Source organism: Schaalia odontolytica (assembly GCF_005696695.1).
In the GTDB taxonomy this organism is placed as follows: domain Bacteria; phylum Actinomycetota; class Actinomycetes; order Actinomycetales; family Actinomycetaceae; genus Pauljensenia; species Pauljensenia odontolytica_C.
The window spans coordinates 2,220,483-2,239,153 of sequence record NZ_CP040006.1 but is presented as its reverse complement, the minus strand read 5'-3'; the positions used below and the strand labels follow the sequence as shown (position 1 = coordinate 2,239,153).

18 protein-coding genes and 1 tRNA gene are annotated in these 18,671 nt (G+C 67.6%); 9 read left to right on the top strand and 10 right to left on the bottom strand.

The window, feature by feature from the left end; all coding sequences use genetic code 11:
* Positions 1 to 112: 112 nt before the first annotated feature.
* The 3 genes from FBF35_RS09930 to FBF35_RS09920 all read right to left on the bottom strand — a co-directional run bounded on the left by FBF35_RS09930 (position 113) and on the right by FBF35_RS09920 (position 3,414).
* Positions 113 to 186: transfer RNA gene (locus tag FBF35_RS09930), tRNA-Pro, on the bottom strand.
* Positions 187 to 323: 137 nt separating this feature from the next.
* Positions 324 to 1,304: a metallophosphoesterase gene (locus FBF35_RS09925; protein ID WP_060565955.1), complete on the bottom strand. Its 981-nt coding sequence runs from the start codon at positions 1,302 to 1,304 to the stop codon at positions 324 to 326.
* Positions 1,294 to 3,414, bottom strand: a complete 2,121-nt coding sequence (locus FBF35_RS09920) for a transglycosylase domain-containing protein (RefSeq protein WP_060565954.1) — start codon at positions 3,412 to 3,414, stop codon at positions 1,294 to 1,296. Before FBF35_RS09920 ends, FBF35_RS09925 begins: the two co-directional genes overlap by 11 nt.
* A gap of 169 nt (positions 3,415 to 3,583) precedes the next feature.
* On the opposite strand from FBF35_RS09920, the gene FBF35_RS09915 reads away from it, so the two are divergent.
* Complete coding sequence (locus FBF35_RS09915; RefSeq protein WP_034468069.1) at positions 3,584 to 3,934, top strand: WhiB family transcriptional regulator; 351 nt, start codon at positions 3,584 to 3,586, stop codon at positions 3,932 to 3,934.
* A 9-nt stretch (positions 3,935 to 3,943) separates the two neighbouring features.
* A complete protein-coding gene (locus FBF35_RS09910) occupies positions 3,944 to 4,123 on the top strand; it encodes a DUF4177 domain-containing protein (RefSeq protein WP_003791133.1) in 180 nt (59 codons plus the stop codon).
* A gap of 142 nt (positions 4,124 to 4,265) precedes the next feature.
* Here FBF35_RS09910 and FBF35_RS09905 read toward each other — a convergent pair whose 3' ends face one another.
* The 4 genes from FBF35_RS09905 to FBF35_RS09890 form a co-directional block, all read right to left on the bottom strand.
* Entirely contained in the window at positions 4,266 to 4,949 is a 684-nt protein-coding gene (locus tag FBF35_RS09905; protein ID WP_003791132.1) for a Crp/Fnr family transcriptional regulator, read from the bottom strand.
* A 180-nt stretch (positions 4,950 to 5,129) separates the two neighbouring features.
* Entirely contained in the window at positions 5,130 to 6,035 is a 906-nt protein-coding gene (locus FBF35_RS09900; RefSeq protein WP_060565953.1) for an alpha/beta fold hydrolase, read from the bottom strand.
* On the bottom strand, positions 6,032 to 7,819 hold the full coding sequence (locus FBF35_RS09895; RefSeq protein WP_060565952.1) for an MFS transporter: 1,788 nt from the start codon (positions 7,817 to 7,819) through the stop codon (positions 6,032 to 6,034). Before FBF35_RS09895 ends, FBF35_RS09900 begins: the two co-directional genes overlap by 4 nt.
* Positions 7,820 to 7,873: 54 nt before the next feature.
* Positions 7,874 to 8,803: a hypothetical protein gene (locus FBF35_RS09890; RefSeq protein ID WP_060565951.1), complete on the bottom strand. Its 930-nt coding sequence runs from the start codon at positions 8,801 to 8,803 to the stop codon at positions 7,874 to 7,876.
* Positions 8,804 to 8,820: 17 nt separating this feature from the next.
* Here FBF35_RS09890 and FBF35_RS09885 point away from each other — a divergent pair, with 17 nt between their 5' ends.
* Entirely contained in the window at positions 8,821 to 9,657 is an 837-nt protein-coding gene (locus tag FBF35_RS09885; protein WP_060565950.1) for a hypothetical protein, read from the top strand.
* A 9-nt stretch (positions 9,658 to 9,666) separates the two neighbouring features.
* Here FBF35_RS09885 and FBF35_RS09880 read toward each other — a convergent pair whose 3' ends face one another.
* Positions 9,667 to 10,437 (bottom strand): HAD family hydrolase, encoded by a 771-nt coding sequence (locus FBF35_RS09880; protein ID WP_060565949.1) that lies wholly within the window; start codon positions 10,435 to 10,437, stop codon positions 9,667 to 9,669.
* Between the two features lie 143 nt (positions 10,438 to 10,580).
* Between FBF35_RS09880 and FBF35_RS09875 the strand changes: the two genes are divergently transcribed.
* The 6 genes from FBF35_RS09875 to FBF35_RS09850 all read left to right on the top strand — a co-directional run bounded on the left by FBF35_RS09875 (position 10,581) and on the right by FBF35_RS09850 (position 15,112).
* Complete coding sequence (locus FBF35_RS09875) at positions 10,581 to 11,594, top strand: hypothetical protein (RefSeq protein WP_060565948.1); 1,014 nt, start codon at positions 10,581 to 10,583, stop codon at positions 11,592 to 11,594.
* The gene (locus FBF35_RS09870) at positions 11,587 to 12,699 is read left to right on the top strand and encodes a TadA family conjugal transfer-associated ATPase (RefSeq protein ID WP_060565947.1); all 1,113 of its coding nucleotides are present in this window, start codon (positions 11,587 to 11,589) and stop codon (positions 12,697 to 12,699) included. Before FBF35_RS09875 ends, FBF35_RS09870 begins: the two co-directional genes overlap by 8 nt.
* A gap of 104 nt (positions 12,700 to 12,803) precedes the next feature.
* Positions 12,804 to 13,943 carry a type II secretion system F family protein gene (locus FBF35_RS09865; RefSeq protein WP_241772514.1) on the top strand — a complete coding sequence of 380 codons (1,140 nt, stop codon included), beginning with the start codon at positions 12,804 to 12,806 and terminating at the stop codon, positions 13,941 to 13,943.
* A 133-nt stretch (positions 13,944 to 14,076) separates the two neighbouring features.
* Positions 14,077 to 14,349 (top strand): DUF4244 domain-containing protein, encoded by a 273-nt coding sequence (locus FBF35_RS09860; RefSeq protein ID WP_060565946.1) that lies wholly within the window; start codon positions 14,077 to 14,079, stop codon positions 14,347 to 14,349.
* Positions 14,346 to 14,684 carry a TadE/TadG family type IV pilus assembly protein gene (locus FBF35_RS09855; protein ID WP_060565945.1) on the top strand — a complete coding sequence of 113 codons (339 nt, stop codon included), beginning with the start codon at positions 14,346 to 14,348 and terminating at the stop codon, positions 14,682 to 14,684. The genes FBF35_RS09860 and FBF35_RS09855 overlap by 4 nt, the downstream gene beginning before the upstream one ends.
* Complete coding sequence (locus tag FBF35_RS09850; RefSeq protein ID WP_347230190.1) at positions 14,681 to 15,112, top strand: Rv3654c family TadE-like protein; 432 nt, start codon at positions 14,681 to 14,683, stop codon at positions 15,110 to 15,112. The genes FBF35_RS09855 and FBF35_RS09850 overlap by 4 nt, the downstream gene beginning before the upstream one ends.
* A gap of 826 nt (positions 15,113 to 15,938) precedes the next feature.
* On the opposite strand, the gene FBF35_RS09845 is transcribed toward FBF35_RS09850, so the two are convergent.
* Complete coding sequence (locus tag FBF35_RS09845) at positions 15,939 to 17,138, bottom strand: S8 family peptidase (RefSeq protein ID WP_241772513.1); 1,200 nt, start codon at positions 17,136 to 17,138, stop codon at positions 15,939 to 15,941.
* Positions 17,117 to 18,661 carry a hypothetical protein gene (locus FBF35_RS09840; RefSeq protein ID WP_060565943.1) on the bottom strand — a complete coding sequence of 515 codons (1,545 nt, stop codon included), beginning with the start codon at positions 18,659 to 18,661 and terminating at the stop codon, positions 17,117 to 17,119. Before FBF35_RS09840 ends, FBF35_RS09845 begins: the two co-directional genes overlap by 22 nt.
* Positions 18,662 to 18,671 lie beyond the last annotated feature (10 nt).

Sequence of the window (18,671 nt, the reverse complement as noted above, 5' to 3'; positions counted from 1 at the left end):
GTACGACCTCAGTCTAATGGGCGATTATGCTCTTTCGACCCATTGGTCAGTGATTCTGAGCATAGCGCCTATACAAAAGTCGCCGGGACCTTTCGGTCCCGGCGACTACCGGTCGGGGTGGCGGGATTTGAACCCACGGCCTCTTCGTCCCGAACGAAGCGCGCTACCAAGCTGCGCCACACCCCGGTGCCGTTCGAGTATAGCCTCACCCCGTCGAAATTCCCAAACGGAGACGGAGTGAGCGCTCGAAGTGTGGTCCACGCCGCATGTCGTCCGGCCGCGTGGGCTCCAGAAAGCCCGGCAGCCGGTGGCGCGACTCCCTCCTATGCGGGGTGCACGTGCAGCAGAGATGCCTCGGGACGCGTTGCGATGCGAATCTTTGCGTAGGGGGAGGTTCCCAGGCCAGCCGAAACATGCAGCCACGCTTCAGTGCCGTCCGGAGCCTCCCACCGCTTCAAGCCCTTCGCGTAGGGGCGCGAAATGTCGCAGTTCGTGATGATCGCCCCGACTCCGGGAATGCCGATCTGGCCGCCGTGCGTGTGCCCGGCGAGGATCAGGTCCGAGCCTGCCGACGTCAGCGCGGACACGACGCGCGTGTAGGGGGCGTGCGTGACGCCCAGACGCAGGGTGCCCGGTGCCGCCCATGACGAGGCCGGCGCTCCCACACGATCCCGGTGGATATGAGCGTCATCCGTGCCAAGCAGGGACACCGTGCCGGCGGGCAGGCTGATCGTGCCGGCAGCATTCGACAGATCGACCCAGCCGGCCTGACGCATGTGACGCACCATCGGCAGGTAGGGAAGATCGGGAACAACCCGTGCGGGGTGCGGCTTCGATCGTGATAGGTAGCGGCTCCAGCGCTTGGGAATCGGTGAGTAGTAGTCGTTCGAACCGAGCACGAAAGCGCCCGGATAGGACAGGAACGGGCGGTACGCGTCCATCACCATGTCCAGTGCATCCACAGATCCGAAGTTGTCGCCGGTCGCTACGACCATGTCGAAGCGCTCCGAGGCTGCGACATCCGATAGGAAACGCAGGAGAAAATCCTGTCCGGCAAACAGGTGCAGGTCCGCGATCTGGAGGATCGTTACCTCGGGAACGTCACCCTCAACGGGGACGTCGTAGCGGCGCAGCACCGGCATCGTACGCTCGACCGAACCCCATGCGAGCGCCGCGCCGCCCGCGGCCAGGCCAGCGAGACCCAGCCCGCCGACGACCGCTCCCGCAGTGCGCAGGAGGCCACGGCCTCGTCGAGCGGACGAGGCCGTGGCCCCTGCGAGTGTAGACGCGATGTTAGTGGTCATTGCTGGTGGGTGACGCGCTCGGTGTGGGAGTGGGAGTCGCGCCGCGCTGAGGCGTCGTCGCGCCGATGTTCGCGTTCGACACGGCCTCGACCGGAGTGCCCGCCAGCGCCTGCGTCATGTAGGGAGCCCAGATGTTCTGGCCGACGTAGGTCTCACCGAAGATCTCGGAGTGGTAGACGCCGTTGATGACAACGCCGGACACTTCCTGCGAGGAGTTGTCGCCGTGACCCACCCACACGGACGTCGCGAGCGACGGCGTGAAGCCCGTCAGCCACGTGTTCGCGTGCCCGTCGGTGGTACCCGACTTCGCGGCGAAGGGCCGACCGTCGCCCAGGCGCGTCGACGTGTAGTACTGGCCGGCCGAGGCCGTCAGAAGGGCCGCCGTCTTGTTCGCAAGGTCAGGGGAGATGACCTCTTTGCAGTCCGCCGCAAACTCCTTGAGAACGTTCTCGTCGCGGTCGGTCACGGACTCGATGGACTGGGGCTTGCACTGCTGGCCGGAGTTCGCGATCGTGGCGAACACGGACGCCATGTGCAGCGGGGAACTCGACACGGAGCCGAGGATGTTGGCGGGGAAGGGGGCCGGGACCTCGCCGTCCTCTGTGATGCCCATGTCGTAGGCGGTCTCGAAGATCGAGCAGAAGTCCACGCGCGACGCCATGTTCACGAACGCCTGGTTGACCGACTGGCCGGTGGCGCGCACGACGTTCATCGTGCCGGTCTTACCCGCGAGGTCGTTGACCTGGTAGCCCTCGGTGGTGATGGAGCGGCCATCGCACTTGAAGGAGCCGTTCGGGTAGAACGTGTTGGCCGACCCCACGGTCTCGTAGGCCGAGTGTCCTTCCTTGAACCACTGCAGGAGGGTGAACACCTTGAAGGTCGAGCCCACCTGGAAGTTACCGTCGGCCGAGTAGTTTGCCATGGTCTGGCCGCTCTCGATGCCGTAGGTCGTGTTCTGGGCCATCGCGAGCACCTTGCCGGTGCGCGGGTCCAGCGACACGAGCGCGTCGTTCAGGCCGGAGGCGTCGCCCACGGGGATCGCGTTCGTCAACGAGGCGTAGGCTGCGTCCTGCTTCGCGGTGTCCAGCGTCGTACGGATCGTGATGCCCTGGGTCTTGAGCAGGCGCTCGCGCTCGATGCGCGTCGCGCCGAATGTCGGGTCCTCCAGGAATTGGGACAGGACGTAGTCGCAGAAGTATGCCTTCGAGGAGTCGGCGCCCGAGCAGCCCTCCGAGGATACCGTCGGGTGCAGCATCGAATCGACCGACGTTGCGATGCCCTCGTCGTACTCTTCCTGCGTGATGACGCCCTGGTCAAGCATCGTTGCCAGGACCGTGTCGCGGCGCTCCTGAGCGGCTTCCGGGTGGGTCAGCGGATCATACTGGACGGGGGACTGGACGAGGCCTGCGAGGAGCGCAGCCTCCAGGTAGTTCAGCTCCGACGCGGACTTGGAGAAGTATCGCTGCGAAGCGGCCTCGACACCGTAGGTGATGGGGCCGAAGGGGGCGATGTTGAGGTAACCCGTGAGGATTTCGTCCTTCGACTGGGTCTTCTCCAATGCCAGCGCGTACTTGATTTCGCGCAGCTTGCGCTCAGTGGTCTGCTCGGTCGCTGCGCTCACCTGGTCCGCGTCGCCCTCGAGGTAGCCGCGCTCTGCCAGCGAGTTACGCACGTACTGCTGGGTGATCGTCGAAGCGCCCTGGCGGCCGCTATCGCCCAGGTTCGTCACGAGCGCACGAGCGATACCCGTGGCATCGACACCGTTGTGCTCGTAGAAGCGCTTATCTTCGATCGCGACGATTGCCTTCTTCATAACGTCAGCGATGTTGGCGCTGGGCACCACGATGCGCTGCTTGTCGTAGAAGTGTGCGATCACGCCGCCGGACGAATCGAGGAGCTGCGACTCCTCGGCCGGGGCCACGGTCTGCAGGTCACCGGGCAGCTCGTTGAAGACGGAGGGGACCGACTTTGCTGCCAGCGCGGTGGGTCCCGCGACGGGGACGAGCATGCCGGCCGTGACGACGCCCATGAGCGAGGACACGCTCAGGAACGCCAGTAGCAGCGCGAGCAGCTGGGCCGGTCGGACAGCGCGAGAGTGAGAGTGCGACATGTTCCTAGCTTACGTGTCGGCCCGCTCATCTGGCGTTTGGCGGCGCGTGAGAATTGCCTGATGAATCACCTTGAGGTGCCTTCGACAGTGGTCGCAGCGTTTGCACCGGCACACGCATGTGTGTATGGTCACAGGCAGGGCTCGAAATACAGTGAAGTGGAGTTCCACGATGTCAACGCAAGGCGACGACCAGAGCTGGGTCGCCCGCGCGCTCTGCGCGTCCATCGAACCGGACGTGCTGTTCGTGCAGGGTGCCTCCCAGCGTCAGGTTCGTATGCGCTGCTACGAATGCGAGGTTCGCCTCGAATGTCTCGCCGATGCTCTCGAGTCTGAGGCTAACTACGGCGTGTGGGGCGGACTGACGGAACGTGAACGTCGAGCGATTCTGCGCCACTATCCTCACGCGGACAATTGGCTGGAATGGTTGCGCACCTCCGACGAGCCCCTCGCCCGCGAGCTCCGCAGCCCCCACGTCCCGAAGGTCCTGTCCTTCGTGCGCCCCCAGTTGGCGGGCGGGTAGGATAGAGCTATGACTAAATGGGAATACTCCACGATTCCGCTGCTCACGCACGCGACGAAAGCAATCCTCGACCAGTGGGGCGCCGACGGGTGGGAACTCGTCCAGGTGATCCCCGGTCCTACAGGTTCTGAGAACCTGGTGGCCTACCTCAAGCGTCCGATTGAGGAAGCACCCGCCGTTCAGAACTGACGCGCAGCAGCTCTGCGTATGAACGAGGCCGTGGTCGGCCGTGCGGACATCGCACGAGGGGCCACGGCCTCGTTCATATCGTCAAGCAAAAGGTTGGGCCCGACACCTCACGGTGTCGGGCCCAACCCTGTGTAGGCTGCGGTCAGCGAGCGCGACGCGCCAGGCGATCAACGTCGAGGAGGGTCACGGCGCGACCTTCCAGACGGATCCAGCCGCGCGACACGAAGTCGGCCAGAGACTTGTTCACGGTCTCACGGGAGGCGCCGACCAGCTGGGCGAGCTCTTCCTGCGTGAGGTCGTGGGGGACGTGGACGCCCTTGTCGGTCGCGGTGCCGAAGCGATCTGCAAGGTCCAGGAGGGCCTTGGCGACGCGGCCGGGAACGTCGGAGAACACGAGATCCGAGAGGGACTCGTTGGTGCGGCGCAGGCGCTGCGCGAGGGCGCGCAGCATGTGCTTGGCCAGGGTCGGGTTGGTGTCGAGCACGTGCATGAGATCCTCGTGCTCGAGGTAGAGGAGGGACGCCGGGGAAACGGCGGTTGCGGTGGTTGAGCGCGGACCCGGATCGAAGAGCGTGAGCTCACCGATGATCTCTCCGGGGCCCAGGACTGCGAGCAGAGACTCGCGGCCGTCGCTGGACGTGTGGCCGAGCTTCACCTTGCCCTCGGTCACGATGTACAGGCGATCGCCGAGATCGCCTTCGTCGAAGAGAGTCTCTCCGCGACGCAGGGTCGTGTGACCCATCTTCTGCTGGAGGGACACCTGCTGTGCATCATCAAGGCCACCGAACAGCGGCACCTGGCTGATGAAGTTTCCGTCACCGATCATGGTGCGGAGCTCCTTCCGCTCGTGCCCGATTGCTCGGGCGTTTCGATTTGGATTGCGCAGTGGATCCCATACGTAATACCACTCACGAGGAGGTACCGCGCATCACACCATTATGCCCTATCTATCAGGTGAAATGGGCTTCATTTCGCGTTTTGTGTGACCTGTCTAATGAAAAACCGGTTACTGAGCGTGCGCGCCGACGTGCTCTGACAGAGCCTCGGCCACAGCCTGCGGTGCTTCTTCGGGGAGGAAGTGTCCGGCCTCGCGAATGACGATCTGCGTCAGCGGCGCATCCACGAACTGGGCGTCCGCCGCGTGATCCAGCGCCGACCATGCCCCGTCGTCGCGCCCGACGAGGGACAGGACGGGCACGCGCACAGGCTCCGACAGCAGTCGGCGCTCTTCACGCGAGATCTTGCGGGCGGCGCTCAGGCCACGCAGCGCGGTATGCGCCGCGAAGGGGCGACGCAGCGCGGCGCGGTACGTGCCCGACTGGGAGACGAGGGCGTCGACGTTCCCGGGCGAGGCCCACGCGCGGAACACGGTCGTCACGAGAGCACCCGAACGCAGCGCGCGCTCACGCCCGGTGGGCAGCGCGAGGCGACCCTGCAGGACGCGGCCACCCGCCCAGGGCGCGCGACCGATCACGGGCTGGACGCCGAGGGGGTGCGGCGCCGACAGGACGGCCACCGATCGCAGTTCGAGGGGGGCCAGCGCCCCGATCATCCACGCGACCGTGCCGCCGATCCCCATGCCGGCCACGGAGAACGATGCCACGCCGAGGGCGCGCACAACGCCGATCACATCGTTCGCCATCTGCTGTAGGTCGCAGTCTCCGCGCGTCAGGTCGGAGGTACCGAAGCCTCGCAAATCAAGGGCGAACACGCGCGAGGTCGACTCCGCGAGGGCGGGCAGGACGTCGCGCCATGCCCACCAGTGCTCGGGGAAGCCGTGCAGGAGGACGAGCGCATGGTCCATGCCCTCGCCCATGTCGGCGACGTGGAATGCGGCGCCGCCAGCGCTCACGTGCCGATGGGTCCACGGACCCTCAAGCTCGATCGCGCTGGCGGGAATCAGAGTTTTCACTTGCGGGCCGCTTCTTTCGCTGCCTTCTTACGGGCGCGCTTGGAGTAGAAGGCGCCCGCCGGGTTGGTGGACTCGAGCGAGACGCGCAGCGCTTCCTCGGCGCGACCCGTGCGGCGTGCCGAGTGGGACACGTAGGCCAGGCCCATGAGGGCGATGCCCAGCAGCGCGAAGCGGCCGGAGTAGCCGGAGGCCTGCAGGTGATGCGACAGGTTTGCGCCCAGGGAACCCGTGTTGGTCAGCGCGGTGAGCGTAGACAGCACCGACGCCTCCGTGATGCCGGGGGCCATGAGCCACGGCAGACCCACGATGAGGGTCACGATGCCCATCAGCCAGGCGCCCAGCGACGAGCGGCGCGCGGTCACAAAAAGGATCGCGGAGATGACGATCGCGCCGAGGATCTCGCCCAGGGCCACGATCGAGGCGACGCCCGTGTAGATGGGGGCGGTGTCCGCCAGAGTCATTCGGGCACCCGCGTCGGCGGCCAGGTACCAGCCGGCGGGCACGAGCAGCAGGAAGAGCAGGAAGGACAGCCAGTGGGCGCCCGTGCGCGAGGGCATCTCCGTGATCTCGGGGGCGGCGGAGAAGAGCTCGTCGTCCAGGCTCGAAGGCGCGTCGGACTTGTCGCCGCGCGCGGCGGTCGACGCGATGGCTGCCAGGGTTGCCGCCTCGCTGTCCTCGTTCCCCTCGCCCAGCAGGGAGCGGCGGCGCGGGCGTGCGGCCTCGGCGGCATCCTGATCCTCGAAGGAGTACGAGGCCTCGGTGTCCTGCGTCGGCAGCTGGGTCGTCGGCTCGGTGAAGGGGGCCTCCTCCTCAGCCACGGGCTCTTCCTCCGCGGAGGTTTCGGCGGGAGCGTTCTCCTCTTCGGCCGCGACCGCGGGAATCGAGGAGGACAGGGTCTCGTCGTCGCCGAAGATCATGGAGCGGCGCGAGGACGGCGAGTGCGCGGAGGCCTCGGCGGCTGCGCCACCGACTGCGGCGACCTCGCTCTCGGCCGGCTCGTCCTCGGAGGGCTGATCGTCGCTCGAGGGGGCCTCGGCCTCGTCGGAAGTATCGTCGGTCGCCTCGTCGTTGGCCTCGCTCAGGGCGGCGGCCGCCTGCGCGGGCGTCATGACGGGGGCGAGCGCGGGCTCCGGATCCTCGGTCACGTCCTCGGTCGCCTCGCCTGCTGCGTCCTCGTCTGCGGAGGAGAGCAGGGAAGCAAAGGAATTCCCGCCTTCTTCCGGCTGGTCCGCGGAGGCCTCGGGCTGCTCGCCCTCCTCGTTCGACGAGGCGGGGGCGGGCTCGTCGGAAGCGGTGTCGTCTGCGGGAGCCTGCTCCTCGGGGGCCTCCTCAGCGGGGGCCTCATTGGTGGTCTCGGACTCATCGGTCGCCTCTGCGGACGGAGCGTCGGCCTCGGCAGACTCATCGGCGCCCTGGTCGGCGGCCGGAGCGTCGGCGGCGGACTCCTGCTCGGTCTGCTCCTGCTCGGGGGCGGAGTCGGCCTCGTCGGAGGAAGAAACGACCGGGAGATCGCCCTCGGGGGCGGACACGACGGGCAGCTCGCCCGTGGAGATCTTGTCCTCGATCGTCGGCTTGAGCGGCGCTGCGGCCGGCACGCGGCCCGTCAGGCCGCCGATCGCGACGGCCTCGATTTCGCCCGTGTGGATGGGCTCGCTGGACTCGCCGATGATCGCCGACGCGTCGGAATCCTCACCGGGCAGCTCGATTTCCTCACCGGTCAGCACCAGGTTGTCAGGTACCTCCTCGGCGCGGTCGCGCTGGGCGTCAAACTCGTTATCAGACATGCTTCCTCCTTATATCTGCCCACATATTACGGTCAGGGTGAGCGCTTGCGCGCATTAGCCCTCGGCAGGCCCCTCTTTTGCCGTCGAATCCTCATCCGTCTCGAGCTTCTTGAGCGCCCGCACGCGGGCCCACAGGACACCCATCGAAGCGCAGCCGGTCGCCATTCCGAGGGCCGCCAGCGGCGGGCTCGCGAGCGCGATCTTCGTCAGCAGGGACGGGCCGGGGACGATCACGTTGCCCGTCAGCGACGCCCACACGGGCAGCACGACGTACGTGGGGAGCACCAAAATGAACCAGCTCGCGATCTGCGTGCCCGTGATCGACCAGCGGGCGCTCACGACGAGCACCGCGAACGCGACGCCCGCTCCGAGCGCGAGCCAGTGCATCGGCTCGAAGCCCTCGGTGACCCCCTCCAGGCCCATGGCCGCGACGTTCGTCGTGTCCGAGGGGGCCGCCGCGACCATCAGCGTGCCCGCCGCGACCGCCGCGGGAAGCGCTACCGTCGTGCCGAATCCGTGGCGGTGCACGCGGGCCAGAGGCACGCGCGTGCTCTTACCGGCGCGCACTCGCACCGACTTGATCGTCAGCGCGCACGCGCCGAGCATGAGCGACATGCACACCGGGTAGAGGCACCAGGACACGCCCGCGATGACATCCTCGGCGCCCACGGATGACTTCATGAGAAAAGGAAGGCGCGCCACGCCGAAGAACTGGGCCACCCCCACGACGATCGACCACACGAAGGTCACGACCATGCCCGCGCTCGACTCCTCGCAATTGAGGGCGATGAGGGCCAGCAGCAGTGACGCGAGCGCCATGCCGATGAGCCCCTCGACCGAGGCCAGGGGCTGGCCGACCGAGGCCAACGCCTGTACGTCGACCATCGAGGACCCCAGGAACACCAGGGCGATCGGGGCGAAAACGAACGCGAACAACCCTGAGCGCAGGCGCGCGGAGAGGTTTCGATGCTGCAAAAGCGTCATGCCCCTAGTGTAGAGGGGTGAGTATCGAAGCCCTCGTCGACCCCGCACCCGCCGTGTTGCGTGCGGCGGCAGCCCGCCCCGACGTCGCCTCCGCCATGAACGAGGCCCACGCGGCCCTCGCCGACCTGCGCTTTAGCGAGGGACTGCGCCGAGGCTGGGAGGAGGCGCGCGCGGAGGCCGCCGTGCGCGAGGCCGCCGCCCTGTCCATCATCGAGGGTGCTCGCACGAGCGTCGACGACGTGCGTGCCCTGTCCATGGCTGACGAAGGGGGAGCGGCCTCGGATCCGGGGGCCGCCCTCGCGCTGGGGATCTGGCGCTCGCAGTGGAACCTGGCCTCGCGCTTCCCCGCGCTCAACACCCGATCCCAGGGGGGTGCGCGCGTTGCCCCCACGCCCCTTCCCGCACTGATCGCGGGACTGCACAGGGATGCCTGCTCGGGGCTTGTTGCCGCCGGCCTTGTTGAGTCGCGGTCCGTCGCCGTGCCCGCCGACCCGTCCCTGCTCGCGCCCGCCCTCGCCTACACGCGCGTCGATGCGCCCGCCCTCGCGGTCGCCGCCGCCCTGACCGCACACTTCCGTTTCCGGCGCGTCTTTGACCCGGCCTCGTCCGTCGTGGGAGGCGGACTAGCGCGGTGGATCCTCGTCACCCGAGGCGTTGACCCGACCGGCGTGTGCGTGCCCAGTGCCTACGACGCGCTCGATCCGGCGCGCGCGGGACGCGAACTCGCCGGGTGGGTGAGCGCCGACGAGGCCGGCCTGGCCCGGTGGATCATCCACTACTGCGCGGGAGTCGTCTACGGCGCCCAGGTGGGGCGCGACGTCGCCCGCCACGTGCAGGCGGGCCGCCTCTCCTAGGGCTGTTTCTCAGCGGCGCAGGAGCGCGCAGGCCGCCGCGCCCACGGCGACGCCGGCGATGAAAGGCACCGCGACCTTCGCGGGCGTGGGAACCTCGCGCGGCAGGACGCGCACCGTGGACGTGAACGTGAGGGTGGGCCAGCCTTCGCGCTGCGCCATCTCGCGCAGGCCGCGGTCCGGGTTGACCGCGTAGGGGTGGCCGACGAGGCGCAGGAGCGGTGCGTCCGACACCGAATCCGAGTACGCCGAACATTCCGACAGGTCCCAGCCGCGCGCGCGAGCCAGGGCCTCGCAGGCATCCGCCTTTCCCTGAGCCTGGTTGAAGTGCGTGATCTCGCCCGTGAAACACCCGTCCTCGTCGACCGCCGCGCGCGAGGCGAGAACCTCGTCAGCCCCCAGCATCTTCGCGATGGGACGTACCACCTGCTCGACCGATGCCGACGCGATGACGACGACGTCTCCCGCGCGCTTGTGCTGCTCGATGCGCGCGAGGGCCTGCGCGTAGCAGACTGGCTGGATCGTGCGCTCGAGCGCGTCCTCCACCGTTGCCTCGAGGAAAGCGGCGTTCCAGCCTCGCCCCATGCGCCCCAGGGCCTGCGCCATCTGCTCCATGCGGGACTCGTCCGCGCCCGCGAGCAGGTAGGGCAGTTGAACCAGGACGGAGGTGAGCGCGGTCCGACGGTTCATGAGGCCGGCCTCGATGAACGGACCCGAGAGCGCCACGTTTGAGGACGTGTCCAGAATCGTCTTATCCAGGTCGAAAAAGGCCGCGCGTACCATTGCGTCTACTCCAGCGTTGGATCAATCCACAGGGGTCCTCCATCGGACCCCTCTATGCACAGCCTCGCACCTCGGGTTGGCGTTGTCCACAGGGGCGCGCACGCGGGTGGACGAGACAATCGGTGCGGGCGCATCGTCGTCCCATGAACGCCCACGTCACCCCACCTCGAGGAACCGTCGCCCTCGTCGGCTTCGCCCCGCCCGACCTCGATGGTGCGCGCGATGCCGCGGTGCTCGCGGGGGCGCGCGTGTGCTCGAACCCGGGCCAGGCCTCGTTGATCCTGGCCTCCCCGTCGGCTCCCGTGCCCGAGGGAGCGCCCTGCGTGCGCGTCGGGCAGGGCGGTCAGGTGAGGCTGCCGGGGGATAGCGCGCTCCTCGTGTCCCTCATCGCCGAGGCCTGTGCGCAAACTCGCCGCTCGGGTGCGGTGTGGGTGGTCGCCGGGATCGCCGGAGGGGTTGGGGTCACCGGCATTGTGCGGCTGCTGGCACGTGAGTGCGGGCGTCGTCGGGGTGTCCGAGGGAGTGTGCGGCGCGGGGAGCGCGGTGTCCGCCGAGCGGGGTCGGGCGAGGCGGTTGTTGTCGACGCGTCCGGGTCCGTGCCCGGTGTCGCGCTCGCGGCTGACCATGATGTGCCCGGCGTGCGCTGGGCGGATCTCGACGCCTCCGAAGACTCGTATCTGCCCTCACTACGCGAGTACCTGCCCGTCGTTGGGGACGTGCGGGCCCTCGTCGGGGACTCCCGAGGCGGTGCCGCCGCCGACGATCCCCGCGTGGTCGCGGCGTGCCGATCCCTCGACGCGCCCCTCATCGTGGACGCAGGCCGATGGGACGAGCGAGCCGCCCGATGCGTGTCCGCGATCCACGCCGACGCGCTTATCGTCGTGACTCACGGGGACCTGGAGGGAGCCGCCGCTCTGTCGGCGACATGCGCGGCGGTTCCCCCTCCATGTCCCGCGATCACGCTCGTGAGTGCTGGCGAGCGTTGGGGAGCCGGTCTGCGCGCGTGCGCCCCCGGGCCCATCCTGCGCGCCCCAACGCGCCCCGGGCGGGACCTGCGCGCGCTGATGCGCGCCCTCGGATCCGCCTCCTCCGCGCATGGAGGTGGGGCCGCGTCGTCACCGGGTGAGTTCCTCGCGATCGAGGCACGTCATGCGTGACGCGCTGCGCCTGCTCGCCCACGGTGAGGACCCCGCTCGTGCGGCCGCCGCGTGCGCTCCGCCCGGCTGCGGAGCCGCCGCGGTCACCTCCACCCTGGAGTCCCTACGCGCCCGGCAACGCGGCATGGACCCGCCCCTCGCGCGCCTCCTCGACGACCCAGCCGTCACCGACGTCCTCATCAACGGTCCCCAGGCGTGGGTCGACCGAGGGGGCGGCCTCGTGCGCGTGGACGCAGGGATCCGAGACGATGCGGACGCCCGCCGCGCCGCCATCCGCCTCGCGAGCGCGTGCGGCGTGCGCCTCGACGATGCGCGCCCCATCGCGGACGGCACCCTGCCCGGGGGCGTGCGCCTCCACGCGGTCCTCGCCCCCGTGTCGGGATCCGGCACACTCATCTCTCTGCGCGTCCTCGGCACCCGTCGGCTGGGCATTGCGGATCTCGAGGCCTGTGGGACTTTGCCCGGCGAGGTGGGGACGCTCCTGCGGGCCCTTGTCGCCTCGCGCGCCAACGTCCTCGTCAGTGGGGCGACAGGAAGCGGAAAAACGACGCTCCTGAGCGCCGCGCTTGCCCTTGTCCCCGTTGGTGAGCGGATCGTCTGCGTCGAAGAGGTCGCCGAAATCGCGCCCGCGCACCCGCACTGCGTGCACCTCATCGAGCGCGCACCCAATGTCGAGGGGAGGGGCGCGGTCACCCTCGCCGACCTCGTGTGCGCGGCCATGCGCATGCGCCCCGACCGCCTCATCCTCGGCGAGTGTCGAGGCCCCGAAGTGCGCGACGTCCTCACCGCTCTCAACACCGGGCATGACGGAGGATGGGCGACGATCCACGCCAATGGGGCGCGTGACGTGCCCGCACGGCTCGCTGCCCTTGGAGCGCTCGCCGGGATGAGCGAAAGTGCGGTCGCCGCCCAGGCCGCCAGCGCCATCGACGCCGTCCTCCACCTGCGCCGAGCCCCCTCCGGGCACCGCTGGGTGTCCGAGGTCGGGGTCCTTACGCGCGCCCGCGGGTCACTCGAGTGCGCGCTCGCTCTCAGTGCCACCGCCGATGGCTGCGTCACCACGCACGAGGCCTGGTCCTCCCTCGCCCGACGGGTCGGGCTATGAGGGCGGGCTGGGATGCGTTTGTGGACTGCCTCGGCCTTGGTGAGGTGGCGGCGGTCAGCGTGTTCGTTATATGCGTGGTTGCGTTGTGTTGTCAGTGTTGTGTCGTGGTGTATCGGGGAGCGCGCGAGAGGCGCATCGCGCGCGCGTGGGCGCGGCCGACGCGTGTGTGTAGCCCAAGGCGCGAGGCCCGGGGGCGGTGGGGTCGGCTATTCCCCGGGGCGGAAAGATCCGCGCGTCATCGCGGCCGCGCACAGGGCCCGCCCACCCCGCGCGAGCTCTCCCTCCTCGTTGCCGAGGTCGCGACCCGCCTGCGCGCGGGAGCCCCCACCTCCCTTGCCTGGGGCCTCGCGTTGGCGCGCATCGGTGCGGGAGGGAGCGTCGGCGTGGATTATTCCTACCCCGCGGTCCTCGACGAGTGGGCGCGCGCGCCGACGCGCTGGCGCTCCCTGCGCAGAGCAGAAAGGGTGCCGGGCGCGGCCGCATCCCGTGCGAGCGCTGCATCCGTCGCCCTCGCCTGCCGATTCAGCCACGACCTCGGCGCGCCCCTCGCCGATGTGCTCGATGCGATCGGCAGCGCGATAGACGACGCGCAGGCGCTCGAGGAGGCTCGTCGCGTTGCCGCCGCCGGCCCGCTCATGTCCGCGCGTGTCCTCGCGGCCCTTCCCCTCGTGGGGATCGCGTGTGCGCTCGCGCTCGGGGCATCGCCCTGGCAGTTCTACACGGGAGGTGGGGTGGGACGGGTGTGCGCCCTCGTGGGTGTGTCCGCGTGGGCGGCGGGGGTCGCCTCGTGTCGACGGATCCTTGCCCGGTGCAGGCGCGTCGAGGAGGGGATAGACGGCGCGCTCGCCTGCGACCTCGTCGCCTCCGCCCTGGCGTGCGGTGCAGCGATCCCCCGCGCACTGGAAGCCCTTGCCGACGCCTGCGTCGACGAGGCACTGTCGTGGGCCGCCGCCTCGCTGCGGCTCGGGGCGACCTGGGCGGACGCCTGGGAGGATGCGCCCGAGTGGAGCCATCCCCTGCGCGACGCCCTCGAGGCCTCGTGGACCAGTGGAACCGCCCCAGAAACGCTGCTCGCCCGCAGTGCCGCGTGGGAGCGCCGCTCCCGCCTCGTCGACGCGAAGGCACAGGCCGAGGAGCTGAGCGTCCGCCTCGTTGGTCCGCTCGGCACCTTCTTCCTGCCAGCCTTCCTGGCCCTGGGCATCGCACCCCTGCTCGCGCATCTCGTCGGAGGAATCGGTGTGTAGGCGGGTTATCCACAGGGGTCGCGGGGCCTCGTTGGTTATCCACAGGGGTTCGAATCCGCCTGGAAACGTGGGATGGCCCTCGCGCACACTGGCCCTGCGCGCGACCGCGCGCAACGGAAGAAAGGACAGATCAATGACGATCATCGACAGAATCGACAGCGCCGCTACGCGCGCCCAGCTCATCGCGATCGCGGCCGTACAGGAGGGAGCTCGGGCCCTGCGCCCCCGGACCACGGCCGAGCCCACCGATGGGTGCGACCCCGAGGAGGGCGCGACCACCGTCGAGTACGCGATCGGCACCATTGCCGCCGCCGGATTCGCGGGCCTGCTCATCGTGATCCTCAAATCGGACACCGTGCGCGCCGCCCTCGAATCCATCATTCAGGAGGCGCTCAACACCCGATGAACAGTGACGAGCGCGGATACGTCACCGTCGAACACGCCATCGGGTTCGTTGCCGTCACCCTCGTCGTCGGCGTCATCGTCACCGCCGCGCAGGCCGGGATGACCGGAGCCTCCCTGTGCCAGGCTGTGCGCGAGGGCGCGCGGGCCGCCTCCATCGGGCAGACCGACCCGCAGGGAGCTGCCTCGGCCGCCTACCCGCCCGGATCATACGCGGTGTCGCGTAGCGGTGGGTGGGTGAGCGTCACCGGCACCGCCCCCTACCGTGGGGCGGCCGGCTGGGTCGGGGGCGTCGCCCGATGCTCGGTGACCACCATCGACGAGGGGGACCTGCCGTGACGCCGCGAGCGCCAGGTAGGGGTGCTGCTGTGTACCGAGGTGAGCCTGTCGCGTATGGGCGTGCCGGCGACCGTTCCGATGACGAAGGATCGGGGACCATCAATTCCGTGGGGCTCATTGTCCTGGCCCTGGCGCTCGCGGTTGTCCTCGGTGGGGTTGGTGTCGCCCTCCGTGAGCGGGTGCACCTGCAGGCCATCGCCGACCTGGCGGCCCTGGCGGGGGCAGAACAGTCTGCAACCGCTGACTGGGAGGACGTGGGGGAGCGGCCATGCGGGGCGGCCTCCGCCGTCGCTGCGGCGAACGGCGTGGGCGTCCAGTCCTGCGAGGTGCGCGATCTCGACTGCCTGGTGGTCCTCACACAGCCAGTCAGAATCGCCGGTATTTCAACGAATGTGAGCGCCCGGGCTCGCGCCGGACCCGAGCGGTGAAAAATTCTCAGGAAATTGCCAGGTTCGTTCAATGGTTCCCACAGGTGGGGTCCGTACATTAATAGTCATCAAGCCAAGGGCGACACCCACAAAGGGTGAGCCAAGAAAGGGAGCGCATCGGAAGACTTGCACTGTGTTGATGGGATACTCGAAGGGGTCGGCCTTATGGCCGGCCCCTTCGAGTTTGTGCTGTCGCGTTCCGTGTGCCGAGGCGTGCTAGCTGCCTGCGCTCCTCGCCGCGCACGTGGACCCGCTAATGTGCACGTGAACCCGATGACATGCGCGTGGGTGCGACAACTCGCACGTTAACCCGATGATGTGCGCGTGGGCAGCGCCGCCCACGCGCACATCTAGAGGTTTACGTGCGTATCAAGGGGTTGACGCGCATATTCAGCGGTTCGCGTGCGAGCTACATGCCAGGCCGTGCACTGTTGTGTTCAAAACGCAGACCACCTCAGCCGCAAAACCCCGCCATTACCCCCGGTGTCATATTCCCTCACTAGTGCATGACTGCCCGGCAGGGTGCCGATAAACGCCGGTAGGGCGTTGCCGACTCAACGACAAGGGGCACCGCGAGCGGCCGGCTCCGAGATGACGCTTGTTGCCGATGAGGTGTTACACCCGATCGGGAAGATTCAACACCTTCCGATAGGGTGGAATCTTCCCTAACGGGTTGAATGCTCCCGATCAGGTGGAATCTTCCCGATGGGGTTGATCCTGTCTGAGGTGCAGCGGTGCGAGCGTGCTAGCCCAACGACACTGCCCTCGACGAAGCCTGGGACTGAACCACAACCAACGCGTTTTGACCTATAACCCCGAGATTGGATTACTTGCCGTGGTAGCGCGGGCTGGTCCCCAGGTGGGTGGGGTATGGGTTTCGACTGTCACCGATCACGTTCTCGTCCAGGCCACGGTAGGTGTAGGAGTTGTCGTAGGCGATCTCGAAGGGGGAGACAACGCCGTCGGTGTACTGCTTGACCTCGTCGGGCGTCGGACTGGAACCGCCTTCCTTGACTGCCAGCGGGTTCTCGTCCGGGTACTGGCTGGGATCGGTGTTCACCATCGCCCCGGGCGCGACGCCGCCGTAGCCCGTGTACTTGTTCCACGTGTGGTCCGGATTGGTTCCCGTGTGAATGAGGAGCTGAAGGAGCTGGTTCGTGGTGGCCTGGGGCCACTTCTGTCGGGCGAGCGCGAGAGAACCAGCGACGAGGGGGGCCGAAGCTGATGTGCCGCTGGTGGTTACAAGTTCCCCACTTGAATAATCACGAATTTTTACGGGACCTCCAACAGCTGCGCTGACGACGCCTTCGCCCCACGAGGAATAGTCCTGAAAGTTGCCGTTGGTATCGATGGCAGTGACACCAATGACGCCGGACCACTTTTCGTAGGTGACATCCGTTTCGTTCTTTGCGTCATTACCGGCGGCGGCGGTGATGATGATCCCCTGCGACAATGCCCGCGCCATTGCCCACTTGAGAGGAGTCGTTCCACTCTTATTAGACGACGAAATACTAATGATCTGAGCGCCGTCGTTAATCGCAGTATTGATCAGCGATGAGGGTTCATTCTTGTCAATGCCAGAGGTGCTCGAACAATCTGAACCGGCTGAGTCATCGGAAAAAACCAATCGATACGAGAGGATCTTGGCATCGGGAGAGATGCCGTAGTCTCGCGCAACCAAGAGTGATGCCATGGCAGTGCCGTGGGTGATTGATGCCTTCGATGATGTTACTGTGCAGGGCGACTTATCGGTAATGTCAGCGCCTGCCAGCTCGGGCGCGTTGGGGTCGACCTCGCCGTCCAGGATGGCGATCGTGACACCCTGCCCGGTGAAGCCCTTCGCGCGCGCCTGGTCGAGGTGGTAGTAAGCAAAATAGGGCTGGTCGGCGGCAGTGATGGTGTCCGCCGCATGAGCAGGTCCGGATGGCAGAGCGGTGGCTGCCGCGGCGAGCGCCAGGGTCGATGCTGCGACGCCGAGCAGGTGTGCCGTGCTATTCGTGCGTGTCACCATTGGCGGGGATCCCATCCGTCGTCCTTGCGTGGTGCGGGCGAAATGTCCTTGTCGGAACCGTAGGTCTGCGACAGTGGGTTCACGTAGCCCTCGGGCAGCTCATCGTCTTCCTCAAATCGGAACGGCGTGTAGCGGCGTCGCTGGACCTTCTTCTCGTCCTTCTTTCCTCCAGCGCCAGCGCCGCCAGCACCCATGAAACCGCCGGCTCCCTGGGTGCGACCGCCGGCCGCGGAGCTTCCAGCACTATTCGCGCCGCTGGACGTCCCTGACAAGCCCGTCACTCCAGAGGTTCCGTTGGCACCAGCCCCCGTTGCGCCAGCAGGAGCAGGGGGCGTGTACTTGCCAAATCCGGCACCGGAGTAGGAACCGGTGCGCAGGGCCGTTGAGCCGGCCGCGCTTCCTGCTCCCGCTCCACCGGCTCGCCCCATGCTGGTTCCAGCAGAACCCATACGAGCGGAGCCGCGAAGGCCTAACGCCCCTGCGCCGAGGATGCCGGCTCCGCCGAGGCGACCAGCCGTTGACGATTCGCTGGCAGGGCCTCCGTTGAAGCGCCATAGAGGGTGATCGCGATCGACGGGAGAAGCCGGGGTGTGACCGCCGATGACGCCGTTCGCGTGTCGGTCACCGTTGACGCGCGTGTGTAGCAGGTCGATATCCATCAGATCCTGCGGATCGGTGACGGGGTTCAGGCGGGATCCAAGCTCTCCTTCGGAAATGTATTGGTTGGGAATACGCTTCGAGGACATGACGCGGGAATCGATGGGACCGCCCTCGTCGTATCCGTCCGCGTACAGGCCCGACCCTTGACCCCGAAGGTCGGAACGCCCGTAGTCGTCATCGCGGCTGGCTCCGTACACGCCTGCTTCGTGAGGGGAGACCCACATGTTGCCCTGGTTTAGTTGATCGGACACGGATGGGCTAGAGGGGCCTGAATGGGAAGGAAAGGACCTATCGTCAATGCCGTCCTTCAGATCTTTGAGCTGTTCCGTGTGTGCTTGCAACTGGTCGGCGAGCTTCTGCGCCTCGTCGTTGACTCGCTGCAGGATTGCCGTGGCCGCAGCCTCGCGCTGTGCGTTTGCCTGCGCCTCGATAGCGTCCACGTAGGCGGCGCCAGTTGTGGCGATCGTGTTGATGGTCTCTCCGAATGGGCCCATGTGCTTCGTGACAGGAATGACGACCTGAGCAAGCCCCCGCATTGCTTCGGTTGCCTTGTCTAGGAGCGTTGGTGATAGGAGCTTAGCGTCCTCGGCGGCGTGCACGAGCAGGCGTCGGCCTTCGACGTAGTGCTCGGTGCCGGTCACGTACCCCTGTCGTTCGCTGCTGTAGCGTTGCTGCGCCCGATCGATCCAGCCATCGATGGCCTCGCCCGTTTGCCCCTCGAAGCCCTGGTATTCCTTGAAGTGGGACACCCTGGAACTCATCATCCCCATTCCGGCAATAATCGCGGAATGCTCGGTGTCGTAGCCGCTGAGCTTGCGGGATTCCTCCACGCCTTCAACGAACTTCATGAGGCGGTCGTACATGGGGCTACTCACCATGTCTGTCTCC